This window comes from Vibrio sp. SCSIO 43132 (assembly GCF_019904195.1).
Lineage (GTDB): Bacteria > Pseudomonadota > Gammaproteobacteria > Enterobacterales > Vibrionaceae > Vibrio > Vibrio nigripulchritudo.
This window is the reverse complement of the sequence record NZ_CP063200.1, coordinates 2,022,227-2,044,970: the sequence shown is the minus strand read 5'-3', so window position 1 is coordinate 2,044,970 and position 22,744 is coordinate 2,022,227. Positions and strand designations below refer to the sequence as shown.

The following is a 22,744-nucleotide window of genomic DNA, read 5'->3' as shown; positions in this document are numbered from 1 at the left end:
TTGAGTTCAATAAGCTGGGTTCCGCCACCGCTGTGGTAGCGGAACCAGACAGGCTTATTTCGCAGGCAGACCCATGGCGCTGCGATACGCTTTAAGCTGTGACTCGCGACCGAAATCGTCTGTGAGTCGGTCCCATTGCTTGGCAATGCTGTCTAAAGCTTCCTGTTCAGACACTTTGCCTGCCAGAGCACGAGACAGTTCGATTTCCAGAATTTCGGTGTAAGCGAAGAAACCCGGAATTCGAAGATCGAGCGCCACGTTGGGTGCATCCAGAGACGCACGTTGCGCCGCTAAGTATGATTCCGCTTCGGGTTTAGAGAAGATCGCCAACCAGTTATCGATGTTATCGTAGTGACTCAGACGGTATGGGTTAACCCCCGTATTCGCGGTGACGATGGCTTTGGAAGACTGCTCCTGACTGGTCACGGTTTTCACAAAGTCCCACGCTGCCGCTTTGTTTTTAGACGACTGAGGAACCGCTAACTGCCAGCCACCAAAAGCAAGGAATGGAGAGGCAACGACACCGCCGTATTCCACCCATTTGTCTTCTTTGGCGTTCCAGATGGATTTAGAGCCTGGCAGCATGGCGGTGCGTACATTACCCACAATACGGGATTCCTTGGGGTTTGCGCCTAGCACACCAGAGTCGGCCCAGTCGATGTTCATCGCCACCTTGCCACCTGCATACAACGGACGAACGTCACCCGAACCATTGTTTAGTGCACCCGGTGGGTTGTAGTCTAAGCCACGCTTGTAGTCCTTCAGGGCTTTTAGCCAGCCAGCGTTGTTGATTTGTGCGTCCATGGTGTCTGGATCGAAGAACATCGCGCCCGGATTTTTTGGATCGTTGGTGTAGCTGGCAGCATGAGAGAAGAAGTACCAGAACTGCTGACCGCCACGTTTGTAAGCTTCCGCTGTGCCGTATAGACCTTCATCCGGGCGAGTGAAGAATTCAGCAATGTCGTAGTACTGATCCCAGGTGACTGGCGCGGCAAGCTCATAGCCGTACTTCTTCTTAAAGGCGGCTTTTTCACCAGCATCGTTAAAGAGATCAGCGCGGTAGTTCAGCATGTGCATGTCGCCATCCATGGTAGCGGATTTCACTTTGCCGTCCCAAAGCATCAGACGCTCACGATAAACGGGGTGAATGTCTTGCCAGTATTCGCCTTCCTGCATGCTTTTCGGCATTTCTGAAAGGAACAGGTTAAAGTCTGGCAGCCATGCCGGAATGTAGGAAATGACGTCGATCTCACTCGATCCTGTCTGCATTCCCGTCAAAAATTTAGGAAAAAGCTCGCCAAATGGAAACTCGACAATTTTCACTTTTCCGCAGGTTTGTGTTTCCCATGCATCCCCTGCGGTGCGCAGAGCGGAGGCAATAAAGGGACCATTTTGAGACCCGACGGTCACCGTCACACCGGAGTAATCAGGCTCGCACGCTGCCAGTGTTTGGGTCGAAAAAGCGGCTGCACCTAAGCTAAGGGCAACGGCCAGTGCTGAAGAACGTATTTTCCTTTCCATGTTTAATTCCTTCTAATTTGCCCTTATCAGTAGGTAGGGCATCCATGGTGAAAGTTGTTATTTTATAGAGCCGGATAATAGTCCGGATTTCATAAGTCGACCGAGCAGAGACACAACGATGATCATCGGTATTATTGATATTAGTGTTGCGACTGAAATCGCCCACCATTCATCGCCTCTGCTTGAGTTTTGCCCTGCTAAAACCACTGGCAGGGTTTGCCAACGTGACGAAGTCAGTAAAAGTGCAAACAAGAACTCGTTCCAAATAAACGACAGCGTAATCATAAAGGTCGCTATCAAACCGGGTTTCGACATCGGCAATACAATGTCGAAGAAAATGCGCAGCCTCGGTACGTTTTCGACCATGGCGGCTTCTTCCACTTCAACTGGAATGGAACGGAAGAAATCGCGCATCAGCCACACTGCCAAAGGCAAACCAAATGCGGTGTACGCCACCACCATGCCAAAGAAACTGTCCAGAAGCTGAACGCCCTGCTTTCCGAGTTCGGCATAAAACAGGTAAAGAGCGAACGCAGAAACAATGGGTGGGAACATGCGTTGGGACACAAACCAGAAGGTCACATCGTCGTTGCCCAATACCGGTCCGGGTAAGCGCAGTTTGTTGATAAAGAACGAGCTGACAAACGCCGCCACCAGAGAAATCAATATGGCCTGAGGAATCGCAAATTCAACCAGTTCGGTAAGGGCTAAGAACCCTCCGATCCCTACAACGGCGAACGTAATACCAGCCAGTAAGCGGATACGAAACTCAAACCTTGCGATGCCATAAGCTGCCATTGAGCCCAGCAGTACGGACAGACACGTAGACACCAAAGCAATCAAACTGGAGTGCCAGAATGGTCCGACGAAGTCACCGCGAATACCGGAAATGACTTCTCGGAACGCTTCCAGAGTGGGAGCAAAATCGATAAACGGCAAATACGTTGCGCCGCCATTGACCGCTTGCGGTGGCTTAAATGCGGTTACGGTGACCCAGTAAAACGGAGCCAGCAGAAATAGCAACCACACGATACAGCCAATAGTGGCGATCCACTTAAAAGTGAGATCCGTCTGCGCTTGTTTCATCGAATGTGGCTCTGTCTGACGATGACTGCTGTTCCCAGAACTTGGTTTTGACATAGCGGGTTTCACATCCGTGTTCGAGGTTGAAAGTTTGTCTGTGGCGAAATCGGTCATGTGCGTTTCTCCACAACTGGTTTAACCGCAGCCAGGTAAACGCTACCCAGAACCACAATCACAATAAGGAACAGGAAGCTTAGTGCCGACGCTTCACCTAAGTTGAAGGTTTTGAAGCCTTGGTTATAGGCGAACAGGGTGAGGGTTTCGGTCGATGTACCGGGACCGCCTCCCGTTAAAATGTAGACGGTATCGATGATCTTGAACCCTTCGACGATCCGGATGAAAACGACTACGACGGACAAAGGAAGAAGCATAGGGAAGGTGATATCCCAGAACTGACGCCAGGGTGGCACGTTCTCTAGGGAGGCGGCTTCATACACATCTTTAGGCAACCCTTGCAAACCCGCCAGCATCAGCAAGGTCACAAAAGGCGTCCATTGCCACACTTCCACAGTAACCAGAACGCCGAGTGCCCAGCTGGTTTCGGTCAGAAACGGCAAGTTTTCAAAACCCAGCAGGCTAAAGAAATCGTTCACCGGTCCGAGTGCGGAGTGGAACATCATACGTGCGACCAGCGCAACTGCGATGGGTGCCATAAACATAGGAAGTAGAAATACTACACGATACAGCTTTTCCCCCGGCACTTTGTTGTGCAACGCAAGAGCCAGCATAAATCCCACTACATACTGAATGGCAACAGAACTCAGAACAATGAAGAGAGTGGTGCCGACCGACTGCCAGAAACGGGCAGATTCCAGTAACGACTGATAGTTATCGAAGCCAACAAACCTGACTGGTAGCGGTGGGATCAGGCGTACCGACTGAAAGCTGACCGTCAGCGCGTAAATCAGTGGGAACAAGGTAACCAGCAACACAATAAACAGTGCTGGCCACACAAACAGATACTTGATGGAATCTGTCTGGTTGGGTTTGAGTGTCCCTGTCGGCATTCTGTGACTCCTTGAATGAACCTGTCCTTTGGTAGTTTTACTTTCCTGCCCTTCGTCATGAAGCGCTATGTACAGAACTACAACTTAGCTTAAATGTATTTTTAATACACAAATCCATATTGTCAAGCTCATATTTTACACTTTATTAACTTTTTAAGGTGAAAATATGCACAATTTAAATCTCAAAACGGGTTGATCTTTTATTTATGTGTAGTATTAATACTAAAAAGAGCTGAAATTCGAACTCATCATTCTTAACGAGCGTTGTTATGTGTTTATGCCGTTTTTTATGAATGTTCAGTCAAAGAGTAGGCAATTGTGATGGAGAATGAGGGAATAATTATGTCACTTATGGATCCAGTGAGCTGCCACATTGATGTGTCTTCCGGCAGCCTGACAGGGACAGATCGGCGATATCAGAAGCGATTTGATGACTTGGATGGTCTCTACGCAGACCAGAATAGCTATCAACAACTCAAACCAAAACTCGGAGAGCAGGTGGTGTACGAAGTCACCGACTACCATCCGGGAGAGCGGTGTCAGGATATGATTTTTGGGGTCACCAAGATGCAGCCAGGTAGGGTAGGCAATGAATTCTTTATGACTCGCGGTCATATCCATGCCAATGCCGACCGCCCAGAAGTGTACATTGGTAAAAAAGGGCATGGACTGATGCTGATGGAGTCGCCAGAAGGGGAAACCAAGGTGATTGAAATTGGTCCTGATGATGTCTGCTACGTACCGCCATACTGGATCCATCGCAGCGTAAATACAGGTGATAGTGAATTTGTGATGTTCTTTTGCTACCCGAGCGACAGCGGTCAGGACTATTCGATTATTGAAAAATCGGGTGGTATGAAGCATCGCGTATTGTCGGATGGCAATGGTGGTTGGGTGCTTTCTGAAAACCCCGAGTATCAGCCCAGAAGTGACGAGAGCATCCAACAGTTGTACAGGGGGAGCGTCGGATGAATTTAACGCCCGCCTCAAAGCCCACCTTTTATTTCGTTGGGGTGTCCACCAAGCACAGCTCGATCATGAAAGTGTTTCCGGAATGGGCGAAACACTTGCAGCTTGGCGACGTGAAGATTTCAGGTATCGACTTGCCTCTGAACGCACCCGCTAATGATTATCGCAAGGTGACAGAATTCATTAAGCGTGATCCGTTATCTGTTGGGGCGCTGGTGACGACTCATAAACTGAATCTCTTTCAGGCAAGTCAGGATTTGTTCGATTCAATTGACGATCATGCCATCAAAATGAATGAAACCAGTTGTCTGTACAAACGAGGTCAGCAGTTTGGATGCAGTGCCAAAGACCCCATTACTTCGGGCTTTGCGCTGGATTACATTTTACCTGAGCGCCATTTCCCTAATACGGGTGGAGAAGTGTTTGTGATGGGGGCTGGTGGCAGCGCGACGGCGATTTGCTGGCATTTGGCGCAGGGATTAAGCCAGGACCAGAGACCGAATAAGATCGTGGTATCGGACATTTCTCAGCATCGGCTGGATGAGTTGGCGGAAGTATTGAGCCGCTACCAGATAGAGGTGGACGTCGACTACGTTCTGGTGGGCGAAGCGCAAGGAAGCGAACAATCAGGTAACGAGCAGCTAAGCAACGAACAGCCCAGCAACGAACAGACGTTAGCCAATATGCCTCCGCACTCTTTGGTTATCAATGCGACCGGGCTTGGAAAAGATGCACCGGGTTCCCCCATTAGCAATGACGCGCGTTTTCCTGAGTATGCCATTGTGTGGGAACTGAATTATCGCGGCGAACTGGATTTTCTGCATCAGGCCAGAAAACAGGAAGAACAAGCTCAACTGGCGATTCACGATGGCTGGGTCTACTTCATTTATGGATGGACGCGGGTGATCGCTGAAGTTTTTGATGTTGATATTCCGGTTCGTGGTGAAGATTTCGACACCATTTGCCAAATTGCCCAAAACGCCTAAGCCGAAGGAGTTAAGCGACCCATGGAAAAGGGAAAAATTCTGATCACACCGCGCTCGTTGTCTTTGAATGGTCACCCCGCTTTTGAAAAGCTCAAAAGCTTGGGGTATGAACTGGTGTTCTGCCAACCGGGAAAATCCCCGACCGAAGAGGAGCTACTGGAAATTGTGCCTCAGTGCGTAGGCTGGATTGCCGGCGTGGAGCCCGTTTCTGAGCGGGTGATTACGTCTGCATTATCGCTCAAAGCCATTAGTCGAAATGGCACAGGGGTAGATAATCTGCCTTTGGATACCATAGAAAAGCAGGGGATAGCGGTTTGCAGAGCGGAAGGAGCAAACGCCCGAGGCGTCGCGGAACTGGCAATTGCCATGATGTTGTCTGGTCTGCGCCATATTCCGGAAACCGCAGAAGGATTGAAGCAAGGTCAATGGACAAGAGCTTTGGGGCATGAAATTCAGGGCAGAGTTGTTGGCGTGATTGGTATGGGAGCGATTGGTCGTCAGGTCGCTCAAATGTCGCTAGGGCTTGGAACACAGGTTATTGCTTACGATCCGATTCTTCAGGGGCAACTGGTATTGAACGACGATTTTAAGTTTTGCGAAGTGGACAATTTGCTTCGCCAGTCCGATATCATCACCTTCCATTGCCCTGCGCCATTAGACGGCAAACCCATTATTGGTGCTGAGAACGTACATCAGCTAAAAGATGGGGTGGTTATCATCAATACGGCCCGTGCTTCTCTGGTGGATCACGATGTCATCTATGATGGGTTGTGCAGTGGTAAAATTTCGGTGTACGCGGTGGATGTGTACGATACCGAGCCGCCGGCGAATCATCCGCTTTGGCAGCACGAGCGCTGTATCGCAACCAGCCATATCGGCGGGTATACGCAGGAGAGCGTGGATAAGGCTACCCACGCGGCGGTCGATAATCTGATTCAGGTTTTAGAGGTATAGAACAATATATGCAGGTGCAATTCGAACCTTTGGTATTTGATGGTGAGCTGGCTGACTTTTTAAGCCAGTACCTTCAACCGGAAGCGTCGGTCAGTTTGTTCTGGTTGGGGCAGGCAGGCTTTTTGATTCGTTATCAAAATCAGGTCTGGCTTATTGACCCGTATCTGTCTGACTCTCTGGCAGAGAAATATCAAGGTACGCGTTTCCCACACATTCGAATGATGAAAGCGCCGATTTCCCCTGATCAACTGGTACATTTTTCTGGCGTATTTTGCACCCACAAACACACCGATCACATGGATCCAGCTACGCTTCAGCCGATCTTTCGCCAAGCGGATGGCGTGTTTCTGGTTGCCCCCAGAGCGGAAAGTAAAGAAGCACAAATCAGAAGTGGGTTGGAAGAATCCAAGTTGACTTTGGTGTCGGATGATGAACACATCCAGATTAATGAATTCATAGGCGTGTATGTTCTCCCGGCGGCGCACGAAGCGATTGAACGGGACGAACAGGGCAATAGCCGCTTTTTGGGCTATGTTCTGGATATTGCCGTTAAAAATAGAAAGGTACGGGTGTGGCATTCGGGAGACAGCATTCCATTTGATGGATTGGTTGAACTGGCTCAAAAGCTCAAGCCAGATGTGGCTCTATTGCCTGTTAATGGCCGGGATGAAGCGCGACGATCCAATGGCGTACCCGGAAACTTCCATCTGAACGAAGCGATAGAGATTTGTCAGCAGGCACAAATTCCGACACTGATTGCGCATCATTTCGGCTTATTTGAGTTTAACACCATAGAACCAGAAAAAATTTGTGCAGCAGCGCAGCAAAACGCTGATAGTATTTCTGTTTTCCCTGCGCAATTGAATGTCGAATATCGTTTGAGGTTAAGGAGTTAGCATTGCAGCAAAAGCAGCCTAATGTCATTGAAATGATCACCCGCTCACTGGACCAGCTCCGCAAGTCGGATCGCAAGGTGGCTGAGTGGGTATTGTCTGACCCTCATAAAGCCATCAACAGCACCTTGGTCGAGACCGCGAAAGCCGCAGGAGTCAGTGAACCCACAGTAATGCGCTTTTCTACGGCCGTGGGGTGCAGCGGCTTTCAGGATTTAAAGATTCGACTGGCTCAGAGCATCGCCCTTGGTGTGACACCTACTCACGCGGCGTTGGAAGAAGGGGACAGCACTCATGTGGTGTCTCGAAAATTGTTCGACTTCACGCTTACCAGTCTGGACTGGGCGCGTCAGCATGCGGATATCGAGAAAATGGAAGCGGCTGTTGAGCTGCTTTCCAATGCGTCTCAAATCGACTTTTACGGATTCGGCGCTTCTGGCATTGTCGCACTGGATGCGCAGCAGAAATTCCCCCTGTTTGGTGTGCCTTGTAATGCCCACACGGATGCGCACCAGCAATTCATCGCTTCTTCCATGATGCGAGAAGGAAATGTGGTGGTTGCGATTTCAAACAATGGAGAAACCATCGACCTGATTGAGACGGTGCGTGAAGCCAAAGACCATGGCGCAAAAGTCATTGCCATTACCGGGCGTCGTGGCTGTTCGCTCAGTCAGGAGTGTGATTTGAGTTTGGTGGTTGAAACGCTGGAAAACACCGATCGCTACACCCCTACTATTTCACGTATTGCCGCGTTGGTGGTGGTGGATATTCTGGCGACCGCCGTGTCACTGAATAAGGAAGAAGGGCACCGAGACCGAATCACCTCGATGAAAGAGCGATTATCACGCTTCCGTTCCAACCATTTTGATAACGAATAAAGGATGAATTTATGTCGCAGGACGTCTTTCAAACGCTGGCGCAGCATAAGGTTGTGCCCGTTATTTCTATTACTTCTTTAGAGCAGGCTGAGCCTCTTGCTAATGCGCTAATGGATAATGGTTTACCCGTTGCAGAAATTACATTTCGCACCGAAATGGCTGCCGAAGCGATTGCTATTATGGTCAAAGCGCAGCCAGAATTGTGCGTGGGGGCAGGGACGTTAATCAAACCCGAACAAGTGGATGCAGCGATAGCGGCTGGTGCGAAATTTGGGGTAGCACCTGGGTTTAACCCGACGGTGACGAACTATTGCAAAAGCAAAAATTTTGCGTTCATTCCTGGAGTGAATTCCCCTTCCCAAATTGAAATTGCGTTAGAAAGTGGCTTTAGCCTGCTGAAGTTTTTCCCAGCAGAAGCCTCGGGTGGCATTCCGATGCTAAAAGCGCTGCTAGCGCCTTATGGTGACGTTAGCTTTATGCCCACAGGCGGTGTGAATATCGGCAACGTTAAAGATTACCTCTCTATTGACCGCGTTGTGTGTTGTGGTGGCACTTGGCTGGCAAGCACAGATCTGATGGAGCAGGGCAAGTGGGATGAAATCGGCAATCGAATTCGCGCGGCAGTCAGCTCTGTTTCCGGTTAAAGTATCAGGATCTGGTAAAACTGGGACTAGTTCCTGAGCAATTGGCACTCCGACACTTCTTACCCTAAGTTTTGTGAGATGATTAGCTTGTAAAACTAACCAAAGGAGTGCGAAGTGCCAAAGTATCCAGAAACCAAACAGTCAGACGTTGTTGACCAGTATTTCTCGACCAAAGTGGCTGACCCTTATCGCTGGCTGGAAGATGACCGCAGCGAAGAAACGGCAGACTGGGTAAGCCGCCAGAATGAGGTTACATTTGCACACCTCAATCAGATCCCTTTCCGCGATGCAATTCGTAAAAAACTCGAAACAGTAAATAACTTCGAAAAAGTCTCTCAGCCATTCAAGCACGGTGATTACACCTACTTCTACAAAAACGACGGTATTCAAAATCAGGCCGTGCTTTATCGTCAGAAAGAAGGCAGCGAAGCACAGATTTTCCTCGACCCTAATACTTTTAGTGAAGAAGGCACCTCTTCACTGGGTGGTGTTTCATTTTCTAAGTCAGATAAAGTGGTCGCGTATTCCGTTTCAGAAGGTGGCAGTGACTGGCGCACCATCTACGTTATTGATGCGGAAACAGGCGAGGAGCTTGAAGCGCCGATTCTGGATGCAAAATTCACCGGCATTTCCTGGTTTGGTGACGAAGGTTTCTACTACGCCAGTTACGACAAACCAGAAGGAAGTGAGTTGTCGGCGCGTACTGAACAACACAAGCTTTACTACCACAAGCTGAACACTCCACAAAGCGAAGATGTATTGGTGTTCGGCGGTTCCGATGCGGAGAAATTCCGTTATGTCTCCGGCTACACCACAGAAGACGACGCTTTTCTGGTTGTCTCTGGTGCGCAATCAACGTCGGGCAACGAGCTCTATGTTCGTGATTTGCGCCAGCAAGATGCACCACTGGTATTGGTGACCGACAAAAATCAGGCGGACAGCTACGTTGTTGAGCACCATGACGGTGACCTACTGATATACACCAATTTAGATGCGCCGTTGGGTCGCGTGGTGAAGGTTAATGCTCAAGCGCCTGTTGATGAAAACTGGGAAGATTTGATTCCGGAACAGGAGCAGCAGCTTGATATTGAAACTGGTGCGGGTTACTTATTTGCATCCTACCTTGTAGACGTGAACACTAAAGTCGTTCAATACCGTTACAATGGCGAAAAAGTCCGTGATGTTGAACTGCCGGGATTGGGTTGTGTGTCTGGTTTCGATGGTCGCCAAGATTCCAAAGAGCTTTACTACAGCTTTACTAACTACATCGTGGCGTCTTCATCTTATCGCTTTGATCCAGAAACGGGTGTGACTGAGCTTCATCGTGGCTCTGAGTGCCAAATCGACAGCGAGCAGCTGGAATCTAAGCAGGTCTTCTATCCATCTAAAGATGGAACTTTGGTTCCGCTGACTATCTGTTACCGCAAAGGTCTGGAGCTGAATGGCAACAACCCAACCATGCTTTACGGATACGGCGGTTTTAATGTGAGTCTGGAACCGTATTTCAGCCCATCCGTTGCAACCTGGATTGAAATGGGCGGCGTGTATGCCGTCGCTAACCTTCGTGGTGGTGGTGAATACGGCAAAGCGTGGCACATTGCAGGCACCAAACTGCAGAAGCAGAATGTGTTTGATGATTTCATCTCTGCCGCGGAATACCTGATTGCAGAAGAGTACACATCGTCAGACAAACTAGCCATTCATGGTGGTTCGAACGGTGGCTTGCTGGTGGGCGCGTGTATGACTCAGCGTCCGGATCTGTTCAAAGTGGCGATTCCAGCGGTTGGCGTACTCGACATGCTGCGCTACCACACGTTCACCTCCGGTGAAGGTTGGGCATACGACTACGGTACTTCCGAGCAAAATGAAGAGATGTTCAACTACCTTGCGGGTTATTCCCCAGTTCACAACGTGAAGGAGGGAACACACTACCCAGCGACTTTAGTGACCACGGCGGATCACGATGATCGCGTAGTGCCAGCTCACTCATTCAAGTTCATTGCTGAACTACAAAGCAAACATGAGGGGGAAAACCCAGTGCTGATCCGAGTGGACACCAATGCGGGTCATGGGGCAGGAATGCCAATGAGCAAGATTCTGGATCTGAATGCCGATATTTACGCTTTCAGCTTCCACCATATGGGTTTTGAGCCCAAGGTTTAAGCCCGCTCTTAATGCAGAAAAAGCCTCCATGTGAGGCTTTTTTTATGGTGTGACTGAAAATTTGCTCAGTTTTCCTGCCCATCAACAGACACATCTAAGAATATCTGAATCATCTTGAGTTCAGTATCTAGCGAATTCAAATTGTTTTATGTAAGCCAATTCCTCTTATTGGTTTCTAGAATGGTACTTTTTCAGTGCCTTATATCTGATTTTCATTCCGAATTAGAAAATTTAAAACCTCACTTAATAGTTCTTATCTATATGAAATAAAAGTTAAAAGTAATCTATAGATTTCTGGCGTGCTGCTTGTTCTCGCTACTTCTAACCGAAAAGTCTTTACTACAGAAAAATAAATGATACGATATAAAACAATTAATTAATTTGGTACAAGGTTTGTAATAAATATGGCTAAGAAACTATTGTCTTGTGATCGCGTGGTAGCAATCAGCGAGTTCCGAAAAAATCCAGTAAAAGAAGTTACCGAAGACTTTGGCACGTTGGGCGTGTTGGCAAATAACTCACCCGCTCTTTATGCCATTTCAGTCGAGGAATACGAATGGGTTCTAGGGTATCTGGCAAAGCAGGGCATAGATATGGATGAAGTGTTCAAAGCCTTTAAACAATACAAATCTCAGTAATAATTTGAGGACAAATCTATGAAGAAAACACTTCTTTCAGCGTTAATCGCAGCAACTACCGCTTTTGGTGCACAGGCCGTGACTTTCAAAGCACCAGACCGTGAATTCATCGCAGCCGCAGAATCTATTGGTATGACGGGTCAAACATGGGAAACCCCTGAATATATTGCGTCTGCCATGCCTCATGTCTATAAGTTCACTCACAGTTACACGTTGCATAAAGGTGACTTTGTTCTGCAATTCGAGAAAGGCGTACCGCTCGATCTTGAAAAGGTGATGGTGACTGAGTTTGATGGCAGCATTTCAGCAAAGGATTTTCTTGCTAACCGCATGCAAAACCACAATGCGGTGATCATCAAAGATGGAAAGATTGTTCATGAGCACTTTGGCAATGGTTTGAATGAATTCTCTACTCATCTTGATATGTCTGTATCCAAATCATTTACTGCGATGGCTGCTGCTATTGCTGTGGGTAAAGGTGCGCTTGACTGGGAAGAGCTGGCAATCAAATACGTGCCTGAGCTGAAAGGAACAGCATTTGAAACGGCGACGGTTCAGGAAATTTCTGATATGCGTACTGCGGTCGTACTGGCTGCCGGCACTGCCGAGAAATACTGGGATACTCGCCTTTCTGACGCGCAGGGCTATTACGGTGAAAAAGCATCTGAACCCTACCCAAATGGCACCCTAGATTTCTTCCCTCTGATTACAGAGCGACAGGACTATGCCATGGGTGAAAAGTACGACTATCAGGACGTGAACAGCGAATTGCTGGGTCTGATTGTCGATCGTGCAACTGGCAAATCGTTCACTCACATTCTTGAGCAGGACTTACTGCAAAAAGTGGGGGTGGCAGCAGATGCACACTTTATGTCAGACAAGAAAGGACTCGCGATGGGTTCTACTGGCATGAACATGGCAACCAAAGATCTGGCGCGTGTTGGCCTTTTGTTTCTGAACGATGGAAAGAATGAGAAAGGCGAACAGGTATTGCCTGCGAAATTCGTAGCTGACCTTTGGAACGGTAACGATGAAGTACGAAGTGCGTGGCTTAAGAGTAAAGAGTCTGCTCTGGCTCCGGGCTATTACAAAGATCAGTTCCGAGTTCTTGAAGTAGGTGGCTACCGAGTTCTGGCGATGGTCGGTGTGAATGGTCAGGTATGCGCTATCGAGAAGACAACCAACTCAGTTATCACTCTGAATGGTGGCTATCCAGTGGCAGAAACACCACGTTTTGCTGCTATGCAATTCCACCAGTTCGTTCCTGCCATCCTAGATGCGCTTTCTAAGTAAGGAGTTGATATGTCTATTCAGGTTAAAGCTGCTGTTGTCTGTGCCATTGTGTCTGGATGCGCTCTGTTTCATTCATGCGCGACCATGGCAGAAGAAACACAAAACGATGTGAACTATGGCGACCCGACTGCTTCATATCGTGGTCTGGGAGTACAGAGAACTAACGATGGTACGCAGGCATCATTGGTCTTTGGTACTGGCGAGCACATTGCGTCTGCAGACTTTGGTTTGCAGGACAACGGCAAAGATTACAATTATCGTGTTCGTTATTTCAACGTTGATCAGGACAACGGCTTCGGATTGTCGGTAGATTTTGTTGGCGGCAAAACTGGCGATACAACAAGTAACGGGTTACTTGGCGGCATGGTTCAAAAATTTGAGCTGACATCTAACGTGATGCTAGTACCTATGCTGGCAGCGGGTAAGGTCGGGGCTCAAGATAACGGTCACAAAGTAGAGTCCTGGATAGCACAGCCCGGATTGTACGCCATGTATGGGTTCGATGCCGGTCACTGGTTATACGCAAACCCCAAAGCGACATACGTTTACGAAGCCAAAGACTGGACCAACGAGCTAGAGCTTGGAGGCGGATACATGTTAACGGACGAATCCAGCATTGGATTTAAACATGAACTGAGCAAAGTTAATGGAAAAACAGACAGCAAGACCTGGGTTAATCTCTATTACTACTTCTGAGCAGTTTTCTAATTAATCGCCAATTAGAAAAATCCCCGAACTAGATGATTCGGGGATTTTGCTTTGAATGAGAACAGACAGATTTTTAGTGCTTTAAACAGAAGAGTTTTAGTCGCTTGTAACTCACAACACTTCACCCTGACTAAGTTCTACGCACTCACCCCGATACAGAATCCGACTGTTCGGATTTTCATTCATCGTAACCAGAAGCTCTGAGCTGTTTTTTAGCGCTTTCCATTCCGTTGGCGACATAAAGCGAATTTTTTGAATGTTGGCTAAGCTATCGATGAGTTTGAGTTCACCTGTTGTTTTGTCTTTCATCCAGACGACGGCTTCAGCCATTGGGAGTGTCTGCAGCCCAAGGTTGAATTGTATTTGAATGTTAGACTCTCCGGGTTTGTCTCCCTGATACGCAACCAATGCAAAGTGATTTGGATGGGATTCGGAGGACATCATCGCCAGGTAGCTCACCGGGCGCACATTTGCACTATCAGGTATTGTGGAAACCGGAATCAAAACGGGTTGAATCAAGGTGCCAATGAGTAACGAAAGCGTCATCGCTGTCGGTAACCACCACCATTTGAATCCTTGAGGTGATTTCTTAATGTTGAAGGTACTTGCTTCTATCTGCTGCCAGACTCGTTTAGGCGGCGCTGCAAGTTCTTCTGAATCTCTAAAAAGTTCGGTTGCCGGGTTTAATCCAGCTAAATGTGAGTGCCATGATTCAATGTGTTCCCACCAGGTCGGGTCGGAATCCATAAGTTGCTCAAGCCGTCGGCGAACTCTTGGGGTTTGTGTTCCCAGTGCGTATTCACCAGCCAGTTTGTCTCTTAACTCAGAGTCAAGATAGCGCTGACCTTGGGTTATTTGGTTAGGCATCGTTTTAACTCCTGCAATCCGCGGCGAATATTGGACTTAACAGAGCCCAAAGGTGCTTTGATGTGTTGCACAATCTCTCGGTGGCTCATCCCGTGTTGATAAGACAGAACAATGGCATTGCGTTTGTCTTCATTTAATTGCTTTAAACACCGTTTGAGACCTTCGTCGACATGATGGAGAGCTGTGTGGTAATGATCTTCAGAAAAAGAGGCAAGCACTTTTTCTCTTTGTTTCCCCTGCTTTCTGACCTCGTCGATCGCGAGATTACGCATACTCTGACAAAGCCATGCCCAGGGATAGTCAACGGGGAACCGGCTGCTGCTGTACCAAAGTTTCACAAATCCTTCATGCAAGAGGTCTGCGGCGATGTGCTCATCTTTGACAACACAAACAATGACGTTAAAAAGCTTTGTGCTCGTCAACTGATAGAGCGCTTCGAAAGCCTCGCGGTCCCGAAGCGCAACTTTGGAGAGCAGTAAACCTATCTGGTGTTTATCTAAACTCACAGTTTCCTCATCGCTTAACCAAGTGCCATACCTGCTTTACACCATCTCCGTTAGTCTCTCCCGGTTTGGTGTCTTGAAACCATCGGTAAAGAGGCTGATTTTTGTATGTCCATTGATAGGTGTTGTCCTTTCTTTGGGTAACACCAAAATCACCAGACAGTTTTAGCTTGTCTGCTCCTCGCTCAATGAGCTTTGAATCAACGTAAGCGGGTGGCCACTTAACCTGACATTCTCCATAACATACTGATTGATCTTTTTTGTCTTTGTCGAAGGTATAGAGCGTTAAATTGTTACTATCGACCAAAAATCGACGTTTTCCATCATTGTAAAGCTTTACGCTAACATCATCGGCACGGGCAAGAGGCCAAACGCCTTTTATACCCGCGCCCGTTATGTCACCCGACTTTGTATCTTTGAACCAGCGATATAAAGGCTTGTCATTCAACGCCCACTGCTTAGCTCCGTCATTTCTTGTGATGGTGCTGAATCCTTTCTGCCCATAAAACAGGGATTGATTGCTTCCCTGAGCAAGAAGAGGCGGCCATTTTTCAGCGCATCCACCTGTGCACACGGATTGTCCGGCAGGGTCTTTGCTAAACGTATATAAACTCTTTCCCGAATTGTCCACATAGACATCGCCAATGCTTGTCTCTACAGAATCTTTGGAGGCAGTTGCGCAACCCAGAGGGATCAGAGTAAGTACCGTGATAAGCGCTTTTTTCATCATCATGTTCCTTATTATTTGAACTTCATGACAAGAGACGAAGAAACCGCCAATTTGGATGCAGGGAATTAGAATTTATTTGATCGTGTTGGGCGTTTCTTAATAGTTTGAGGTGGAGCTTTGGCTCAAATTTCTTAAGAAGGATTGGAGCAGAAGTGGTATTGAAAAAGAAGAAAGCCACCTGATATTTCGGTGGCTTTCGCATTTAAGCGCATGGCTTATTGTCAGATAAGATTCATCTGAATCTATTTATCCAGTTCTTCAAAAATGTTGTAGATGGAGTCAAACACGTAGGTCATGACCAATTGCTGCCCGGATGGTTGACGATAGTTACCCGTGATAGCAATGGAGTTTCCAGTGCTGTGGTCAAACGCAGAAAACTGACCGTTCACACCTATCATGGTTGAGATAGTACGCCCATTATGGGTCATTGTACGCCATTGGTTTTTGTAAAACGCATTTGGCACCAAAAGGTGCTCATAGGAAACTTTATTCCAAGCACTTTTAACCTTGGCGTCACCTTTCTTGACTTCATCAACGTATTTTTTCGGGAGAACCTGCTCGCCTTTCCAGTTCTTGCCATCGTTAGCCATCAGGTAAGACGCGATAGCAAAATCACGGGTTGTAACATTGAAAGAACCAGATGCCGCACTCTCATTCAGGTAGTTCGTGTACATTGCAGAGTCGGATGTAAATCCGCCCTTGGTCCAAAGATACTTTTCAAAAAACTCTGCCAAAGTCATACCTGATGTGCGCACAACCACCTGACCCAGCATCTCGGTGTTCAGATCTTTGTATTCGTATACTTCACCCGTTTTGAAGCTCGGCTCAATGTTGTTTGCGAAGTAGGTTAGATACTCGCTAAAACTGGTTAGCTCTCCAAGTGAATCGGGTTTTGGAAGAACAGAACCGTCCTCTTTAACAATGTGTCCGTTATAGCCAAGTACGGATGGCATCGCACTATCCCAAGACCCTGAGGCACCTGAACCGTATGATGACCAGTGGTAACCATCGCGGCTTTTAGGCAGTTCCTGAATGCCGCTAGTCATGTCGGCAAAATCCTGAATTGAAACCTGAGCCCAATGTGTGCCACGCAGTTCTTCAATGTATTTACTCGCAGGTTCAGAGCGCTTGAACAGCCCCTGTTCTTCTGCGATAGCCAAAGCCATTGAGGAGAATGACTTGTGAGAGCTCATGATGTGGAACAGTGTATCCTTGTCAGTACCGTTCCAATATTCTTCCTGAAGAATTTCACCGTTTTTATTCATTACCACAAAGCTTGAAACCGACCCTCGGTCTCGCATAACGTCGTAAACACTGATTTTCTTGTTAGGTACAATGTGATCAATCAGGATCTTAGACACATCCAGACTACCAACCACTTTAATGGGCATTGCCTCACCATGTTTAATCATCGCGTGATGGTGGTACAGATGAGCGTCTGACATTGTGAATGGCATAAAACGCGCTTCTTCCCAGTTTGCAACCCCTGCACCATAAGCATTTAAGTTTGCTTCCATTTCTATGCTTGGCTGGTGGTATGTCACTGCATGAGCGCTAAAGGTCGCAGCAGCGATTAGAGCAGACAGAATTGTTTTTTTCATAACTATCTCCGAGGAATATGTAGGGCTATGAATTACGAATTTTTACTGAGATTTTTATCGACCACTTTTTTGATCAGATCTTTGTACTCAGAAAATGAAGTCACACGTTGTGGAATCACCTGATACTGGTTTCCGACAATAACGGATGGAACCGCAGTAATCCTCATTCGATTTGCATCTAATAGATATGCATCAACTTTTTTATTGGTTTCTTGCGAGAGGAACTGCTTTTGGAAAATCATCGGTTCGATACCCATCTTGCGACCAAAGAACTCAGTCATGGTATTCAGGCATTGTGGTGCGCTGCCTTTACGCATTTCTGTGAACATACGAGAAGTGTATTTCTTATCCAATCCATGAGACTCAGCAACCGCTAGCCCTTTAGCATGCAAAACATCCAATTTGTCTTTCGGATCAAAGAGAATCACTTTTTTAACGCAAGCATTGCCCGCCAGTTCATCGGATACTTCAGCAAAGATGTGGTCCAGAGTAGCGCAATGACCGCACCGGAAGCTGAAATACACTCGTACATCATCATCCTGTTCTACTGGGGCGGTTACTACGCGGTAATCTGTTCCCTGAACCAGTTCCTCCGCCTGTGTCACATGGGAACCGCATAGAGTGGAGATAGCTAATGCCAGCGTGGTCATTACTCTTGATTTGAATTTCATGTTTCTACCCCAGTTGAGTCTCATACAAAATCTAATTGATTTTATATTAAACCATTCTAAGGCTTTTATTAATTGTTAACTGATTTTTAGTAGTAAATCTTTGTTTCTAGTTTTGATTTTTCTTAGTTTTATTTCATGTCTAACTATCTGAGATGTACTGATAAGGTTAGCCTCAGGAATTAACCCGCGGTGCTCACGTGTGAAAGGATGGTAGTTTGCTTATGTGTGGCAGGAGAGAACCTCTTGTTTGTAGTTGCCTCCGATCTTCAATAAGTTTTTTCTATTGGCTCAATATAACCTTGAGCTTTGACCCCGAGACTTGGGAATTTGCTACAGATTCAGGTAAAGGCTTTTCAATTTAGAGACACTATGTAACTTTTCAACCATTGCGAGATGTTCATTCATTCTTCATTTTTAGTTCATTGAATCAAGCTTAGCCCGGCGCATACTCCGCGCTATGGTCGCCCGACCTTTTGTCTCAATTGAAGTGCTTGGTACAAACATGAATTTAAAACTCACGCAAATGCTGTACGCTGGTTTCTCCTTTATATTACTAACAACTCTAATCCTGTCTTATATTGTTTGGTCTGCCGTTCAGGACTCCGCCAAACTTGCCGAAGAAATAGAATACGACAATGTGCCCGGGGTACTGGCTTATCTGAATGTGAACGACAAAGTTGCAGACTTACAGACGTATGCATTGGAATACCTCAATGGGGAAGAGGATGAAATAGAATCTTTTCGCACTAGTGTTGCCCGATTCGAACACTATTACGCTCTGCTGTATAAGCTTGAATCTAACAGTCAGGCTGAAATCGACAAAATGAACAAGATCAGAGCACTGGCTGACCAGTATATCCGTTCGGTAGAGCAAGAAGTGTTTGCTAAATATTCCCCCGCAACTGAGCAGAAAGCAAAACTCTGGGTACAGGAACTGAACCGAGATATCGGTGACCCGCTTGAAGATCTTCTCGACAAGATGAAAGAAGAGGAATTTGCTGACGCATTCAATACCACTGAGCTCAGTGAGTCTCTCAATGATGACTTACCCGGCGTTCGCTATTACTTAGAAATGATTGATGAAGCAGGGGATATGATCGCCTCTCTTAATGCTTATATCATGGGGGATGCAAATGCCCGCCAAGCCTTTGCTGCTGATGCCAAATCTTTTGAAAGCTATCTGGAAAAGCTAAAGCCATTGGAGCGACGTCCAAATGAGGTGAAAGCGATTGAGCAGATAGAAGCCTACTATTCGCAGATTCTAAAAACCGCAGATAGGGTATTCGACAGTTTTGACCCTGCGGCAAAACAGAAGGCGATAGCTTTGGTCAATACGCTTGAAAACAGCGTGGTATTGCCATTGGAAGAGATTCTGGACCGTTCGTCACGGGAAGAAAAGGCAGACGTAACCAAAGACATTTCCGCAGTAAACGACAAGATGAATCAGATTGTCGCTTGGTTATCCATTAACGCGTTGGTTGTGATCATCGTAAGTATTGTGGTTGCCCTGATGCTGACTCGTGTCATCAATCGCCGCATTAGTGTGATCTACGAAAAAGCTGACCATATCGCTCAGGGGGATCTCACATCGCCTGCGATTAACGAAACCATCAATGATGACATTGGAAAACTGGCTAATTCAATTGATGAAATGCAGGACTCTCTGCAAAAACTGGTTTCGGGGATCTCGTCTGTTGCCGGAGAGGTCACCAGCAACACCAAACAGGTGGATGAAATCAGTAATCAGGTTGCCAGTGACATTCAGGTTCAGGCAGACAAAGCAGCGTTGATAGCCAGTGCCGTTGAGGAAATGAGCGGAACGGTGCGAGAGGTTGCGATGCAGTCTTCTGATGCTGCGCAAAGCTCTCAGGAGGCGGGTAAGGTCGCGACAGACGGGGGCAAACTGATGCAGGAAACGGTTCATGGAATGCAGAGAATTGCGGATGTAGTGAACGAGTCGGCTGTGACGGTCGACAGCCTTGGAAGGAAAGGGGAAGAGATAGGCGATGTGATCAAAGTGATCAACGATATTGCCGAGCAAACTAACCTTCTGGCTCTGAATGCTGCGATTGAAGCGGCGCGAGCAGGCGAACTTGGACGAGGGTTCGCAGTGGTTGCCGATGAAGTCCGAGGGCTGGCTGAGAGAACTTCTAAAGCGACCGAAGAGGTCAGCGGTTTGATCACCTCTATCCAGAACGAGACCCGAATTGCGGTGGAGAGAATGGGAGAAGGTACCCAGTTAGTGACGGAAGGCGTTGAACTGTCGAACTCGGCAGGTGAAGCGCTGGAGAAAATCGTTCAGCGTGCGGGTGATGTGAATAACATGATTCACTCAATTGCGACTGCAGGAGAAGAGCAATCCACTGCAACACAAGAGATGGCGCACGACATCGCTCAAGTCAGCCAGATTGCCTATTCATCGGTTGAAAAAACGCAGCGCAGTTCTGAGTCCACCCGAAACCTATACACCAAAGTTAAAGAGCTTGAAGGCATGGTGGCACAGTTCCAGTTGTAGCCTTTCTTTTTACCTTACTCAGCCCCGCATCAAGCGCGGGGCTGCTATAGAATGACGTTCATCTGCCCATCTGATACTAAACTGACACTGTTTCACTTTACCTGAACCTTTACCCTATTTACTTAACACCAATTAAGAATAATAGGGAAAGTTAACCATGCAACAAGATTTCGGAAACGTGAAAAATATCGCTGTCATTGGCGGCGGAACATCCGGTTTGGCAACTTGCTACTACCTGTATCACAAACTCTCAGAAAGCAATCAACTGGACCAGTTTCGCGTTCACTTGTTCGAGAAAGAACAGGAACTGGGCGGCAACGCGCATACCGTTGTTCTGAACATGGGTAAAACCAACAGTGTTGACTCAGAAGGTAACAAAATCGATCCGATGACATTGGTACGCTGGGCCGATATGGGTGTAAATGATGTTAACTTTAGCGAGTACCACACCCTTAAAAAGGTGATGACGAAGACAGAATATTTCAATGAGAGGAACCTAAAACCGATTGAAGATACGGCGTGCTTTTTCTCTCAGGATAACCAACACCTCTACACCGATGACATCCATGTTTCTATGGATCGCCCGATGGATAGACGCTTTAGCCTGTCAGGTACGCCGCAAGGTACAGTATTTACTGCGATTGTGGATTATGGCACCAATATGAGCAATTGTGAGAAAAAGCTAAATGCAGCGTGGAACATAGAACTGCAGACCTTTTTTGAAGTGGTGATCGCCCTCGCTGAAGGGTTTCCGAATAACAAGGAGCAATCGCCAGAATTTGACATTTGTTTTGATGCTTATCAAGCCATCCGAAACGAACCTTCTCTTGTAGATATTCCTGGTCCTGAACTGGCAAAACTGATCATTGAAGTGCGTGACAACCTGTTTTTCCCTCGAGTGGCAGCCATGTTCTTCACTTCAGACAAAGGACCACAACATCTTCCGCTTGCCTCCCCATTTGGTTACTTCAAATACCAGGAAGGGAAAGGAACAGATGAGCAATTCCCTGATCGACGCTACTTTGTCGGCGGGACAAAAAGATGGATAGAGCACCTGACTGCTTATTTGGAAAAAAGCTTTAACGTTAACCCAAGCGATCCAAAACTGTTCATTCACACCGGTGTGGATGTAAAGTTCAAAGCAGAGGGCTCCGGCTTCTCAATTGCTAGTATTAAAGGCACAGAAGACGATTCTTTAAGAAATGCTCCGTTTGATGCTGTAGTTAGCACCATTCACGCGAATCATGCTCGTACTCAAATTTCCTTCGATGGTGCACATGCAGAGCAAGGCAATGTGTTGGACCCTATTCTTGCCCGAATCAAGTACACCCAGAGTATTGGTATCGTGCACACAGACGCCAGCGTCATTTCTTCCAATGTCAACAGCTGGAGAACGTTCAACGTGTCGATTCGCCATGGAGAAGCTATGGTGCCTTACAGCATCACTTTCCAGGAAAACCGTCATCAAAACGACTGGTGTAACCCGAATATCAGGAACGCACCAGAACTGAGCTATTTCGTTACCCTGAATCCAACACAACCTATTGCTGATAAGTTTGTGCTTCGCACCGTCGATTCCAATGAGAATCTGGACTTCTTGTGTGGTACAGACTTAACAGAGCTTCCAGAGTCGACACAAAAGCACCTGAAATCTGGTAACAATAAAAACCTGCTGGGTCGAACAGATAACAAGGCCATTTTCTACTTTGCTCATAATGTGTATGACAAAGCAGCGCACCAAAGCCAGCATGATATTGAGGAATACCATAAGAGCCTGGCAATCAACGTAAAACAAAATGGCTACGCGCCTATCGTTTACGCTGGGTCTTGGTGTGCGGAAGTGGGCTTGCAGGAAACGTGCTGGATACAAGCTGAAAATGCCGTAGATAAGCTTCTGCCTGTCTTCTCATAAAGAGAAAGCTATCTTAGTGTAAAGAAAATCCCATTCGTCTATTTTTGACCGAACCACCCAATATGTTGTGTTGAGTATTGGGTGGCTTTTTGCTTTTTAAAGCCTCTAAAAACCTTTATTCCTTTTCAACTGAGACCAAACTGAACCAGATTCTTTGCCACCTTAAAACTAAGCTGAATACGTTGATTTATTTTAAATACTCTTTGTA

General features: G+C 47.1%; 20 protein-coding genes. 12 read left to right on the top strand and 8 right to left on the bottom strand.

The window, feature by feature from the left end:
* Positions 1-54 precede the first annotated feature (54 nt).
* From INR79_RS27410 to INR79_RS27400, 3 genes are read right to left on the bottom strand one after another with little or no spacing between them, the layout of a single operon-like run.
* Positions 55-1,521 (bottom strand): ABC transporter substrate-binding protein, encoded by a 1,467-nt coding sequence (locus INR79_RS27410; RefSeq protein ID WP_022561930.1) that lies wholly within the window; start codon positions 1,519-1,521, stop codon positions 55-57.
* 57 nt (positions 1,522-1,578) lie between these two features.
* Positions 1,579-2,718 carry a carbohydrate ABC transporter permease gene (locus INR79_RS27405; protein ID WP_223098117.1) on the bottom strand — a complete coding sequence of 380 codons (1,140 nt, stop codon included), beginning with the start codon at positions 2,716-2,718 and terminating at the stop codon, positions 1,579-1,581.
* On the bottom strand, positions 2,715-3,611 hold the full coding sequence (locus tag INR79_RS27400; protein ID WP_004406822.1) for a carbohydrate ABC transporter permease: 897 nt from the start codon (positions 3,609-3,611) through the stop codon (positions 2,715-2,717). Before INR79_RS27400 ends, INR79_RS27405 begins: the two co-directional genes overlap by 4 nt.
* Positions 3,612-3,953: 342 nt before the next feature.
* Here INR79_RS27400 and INR79_RS27395 point away from each other — a divergent pair, with 342 nt between their 5' ends.
* The 10 genes from INR79_RS27395 (at position 3,954) to INR79_RS27350 (ending at position 13,725) form a co-directional block, all read left to right on the top strand.
* Positions 3,954-4,583, top strand: coding sequence for a glucose-6-phosphate isomerase (locus INR79_RS27395; protein WP_004406820.1), 630 nt, complete (start codon positions 3,954-3,956; stop codon positions 4,581-4,583).
* The gene (locus INR79_RS27390; protein ID WP_223098115.1) at positions 4,580-5,566 is read left to right on the top strand and encodes a shikimate dehydrogenase family protein; all 987 of its coding nucleotides are present in this window, start codon (positions 4,580-4,582) and stop codon (positions 5,564-5,566) included. The genes INR79_RS27395 and INR79_RS27390 overlap by 4 nt, the downstream gene beginning before the upstream one ends.
* A 21-nt stretch (positions 5,567-5,587) precedes the next feature.
* Positions 5,588-6,520, top strand: a complete 933-nt coding sequence (locus tag INR79_RS27385; protein ID WP_200767906.1) for a phosphoglycerate dehydrogenase — start codon at positions 5,588-5,590, stop codon at positions 6,518-6,520.
* 8 nt (positions 6,521-6,528) lie between these two features.
* The gene (locus INR79_RS27380; RefSeq protein WP_223098113.1) at positions 6,529-7,416 is read left to right on the top strand and encodes an MBL fold metallo-hydrolase; all 888 of its coding nucleotides are present in this window, start codon (positions 6,529-6,531) and stop codon (positions 7,414-7,416) included.
* A gap of 2 nt (positions 7,417-7,418) precedes the next feature.
* Positions 7,419-8,291 (top strand): MurR/RpiR family transcriptional regulator, encoded by an 873-nt coding sequence (locus INR79_RS27375; protein WP_022592744.1) that lies wholly within the window; start codon positions 7,419-7,421, stop codon positions 8,289-8,291.
* An 11-nt stretch (positions 8,292-8,302) separates the two neighbouring features.
* Positions 8,303-8,935 (top strand): bifunctional 4-hydroxy-2-oxoglutarate aldolase/2-dehydro-3-deoxy-phosphogluconate aldolase, encoded by a 633-nt coding sequence (locus INR79_RS27370; protein WP_223098110.1) that lies wholly within the window; start codon positions 8,303-8,305, stop codon positions 8,933-8,935.
* A gap of 114 nt (positions 8,936-9,049) precedes the next feature.
* Complete coding sequence (locus INR79_RS27365; protein WP_223098106.1) at positions 9,050-11,098, top strand: prolyl oligopeptidase family serine peptidase; 2,049 nt, start codon at positions 9,050-9,052, stop codon at positions 11,096-11,098.
* 404 nt (positions 11,099-11,502) lie between these two features.
* The gene (locus INR79_RS27360; RefSeq protein ID WP_155274497.1) at positions 11,503-11,736 is read left to right on the top strand and encodes a hypothetical protein; all 234 of its coding nucleotides are present in this window, start codon (positions 11,503-11,505) and stop codon (positions 11,734-11,736) included.
* Positions 11,737-11,754: 18 nt separating this feature from the next.
* Positions 11,755-13,029 carry a serine hydrolase domain-containing protein gene (locus INR79_RS27355; protein ID WP_223098102.1) on the top strand — a complete coding sequence of 425 codons (1,275 nt, stop codon included), beginning with the start codon at positions 11,755-11,757 and terminating at the stop codon, positions 13,027-13,029.
* Between the two features lie 9 nt (positions 13,030-13,038).
* The gene (locus tag INR79_RS27350) at positions 13,039-13,725 is read left to right on the top strand and encodes a hypothetical protein (RefSeq protein WP_223098098.1); all 687 of its coding nucleotides are present in this window, start codon (positions 13,039-13,041) and stop codon (positions 13,723-13,725) included.
* 123 nt (positions 13,726-13,848) lie between these two features.
* Here the strand turns inward: INR79_RS27350 and INR79_RS27345 are convergent, their stop codons facing one another.
* From INR79_RS27345 to INR79_RS27325, 5 genes are all read right to left on the bottom strand, one after another.
* Positions 13,849-14,604: a hypothetical protein gene (locus INR79_RS27345; RefSeq protein ID WP_223098095.1), complete on the bottom strand. Its 756-nt coding sequence runs from the start codon at positions 14,602-14,604 to the stop codon at positions 13,849-13,851.
* Positions 14,589-15,110 (bottom strand): RNA polymerase sigma factor, encoded by a 522-nt coding sequence (locus INR79_RS27340; RefSeq protein WP_223098092.1) that lies wholly within the window; start codon positions 15,108-15,110, stop codon positions 14,589-14,591. The genes INR79_RS27345 and INR79_RS27340 overlap by 16 nt, the downstream gene beginning before the upstream one ends.
* A 7-nt stretch (positions 15,111-15,117) precedes the next feature.
* Positions 15,118-15,834 (bottom strand): hypothetical protein, encoded by a 717-nt coding sequence (locus INR79_RS27335; RefSeq protein WP_223100334.1) that lies wholly within the window; start codon positions 15,832-15,834, stop codon positions 15,118-15,120.
* A 245-nt stretch (positions 15,835-16,079) separates the two neighbouring features.
* Complete coding sequence (locus INR79_RS27330) at positions 16,080-17,438, bottom strand: serine hydrolase domain-containing protein (RefSeq protein ID WP_223098090.1); 1,359 nt, start codon at positions 17,436-17,438, stop codon at positions 16,080-16,082.
* A gap of 32 nt (positions 17,439-17,470) precedes the next feature.
* On the bottom strand, positions 17,471-18,109 hold the full coding sequence (locus tag INR79_RS27325; protein WP_223098088.1) for a thioredoxin domain-containing protein: 639 nt from the start codon (positions 18,107-18,109) through the stop codon (positions 17,471-17,473).
* Between the two features lie 502 nt (positions 18,110-18,611).
* Between INR79_RS27325 and INR79_RS27320 the strand changes: the two genes are divergently transcribed.
* Entirely contained in the window at positions 18,612-20,624 is a 2,013-nt protein-coding gene (locus tag INR79_RS27320) for a methyl-accepting chemotaxis protein (RefSeq protein ID WP_064668950.1), read from the top strand.
* A 157-nt stretch (positions 20,625-20,781) separates the two neighbouring features.
* Entirely contained in the window at positions 20,782-22,536 is a 1,755-nt protein-coding gene (locus tag INR79_RS27315) for an NAD(P)-binding protein (protein WP_223098086.1), read from the top strand.
* Positions 22,537-22,744: the final 208 nt, after the last annotated feature.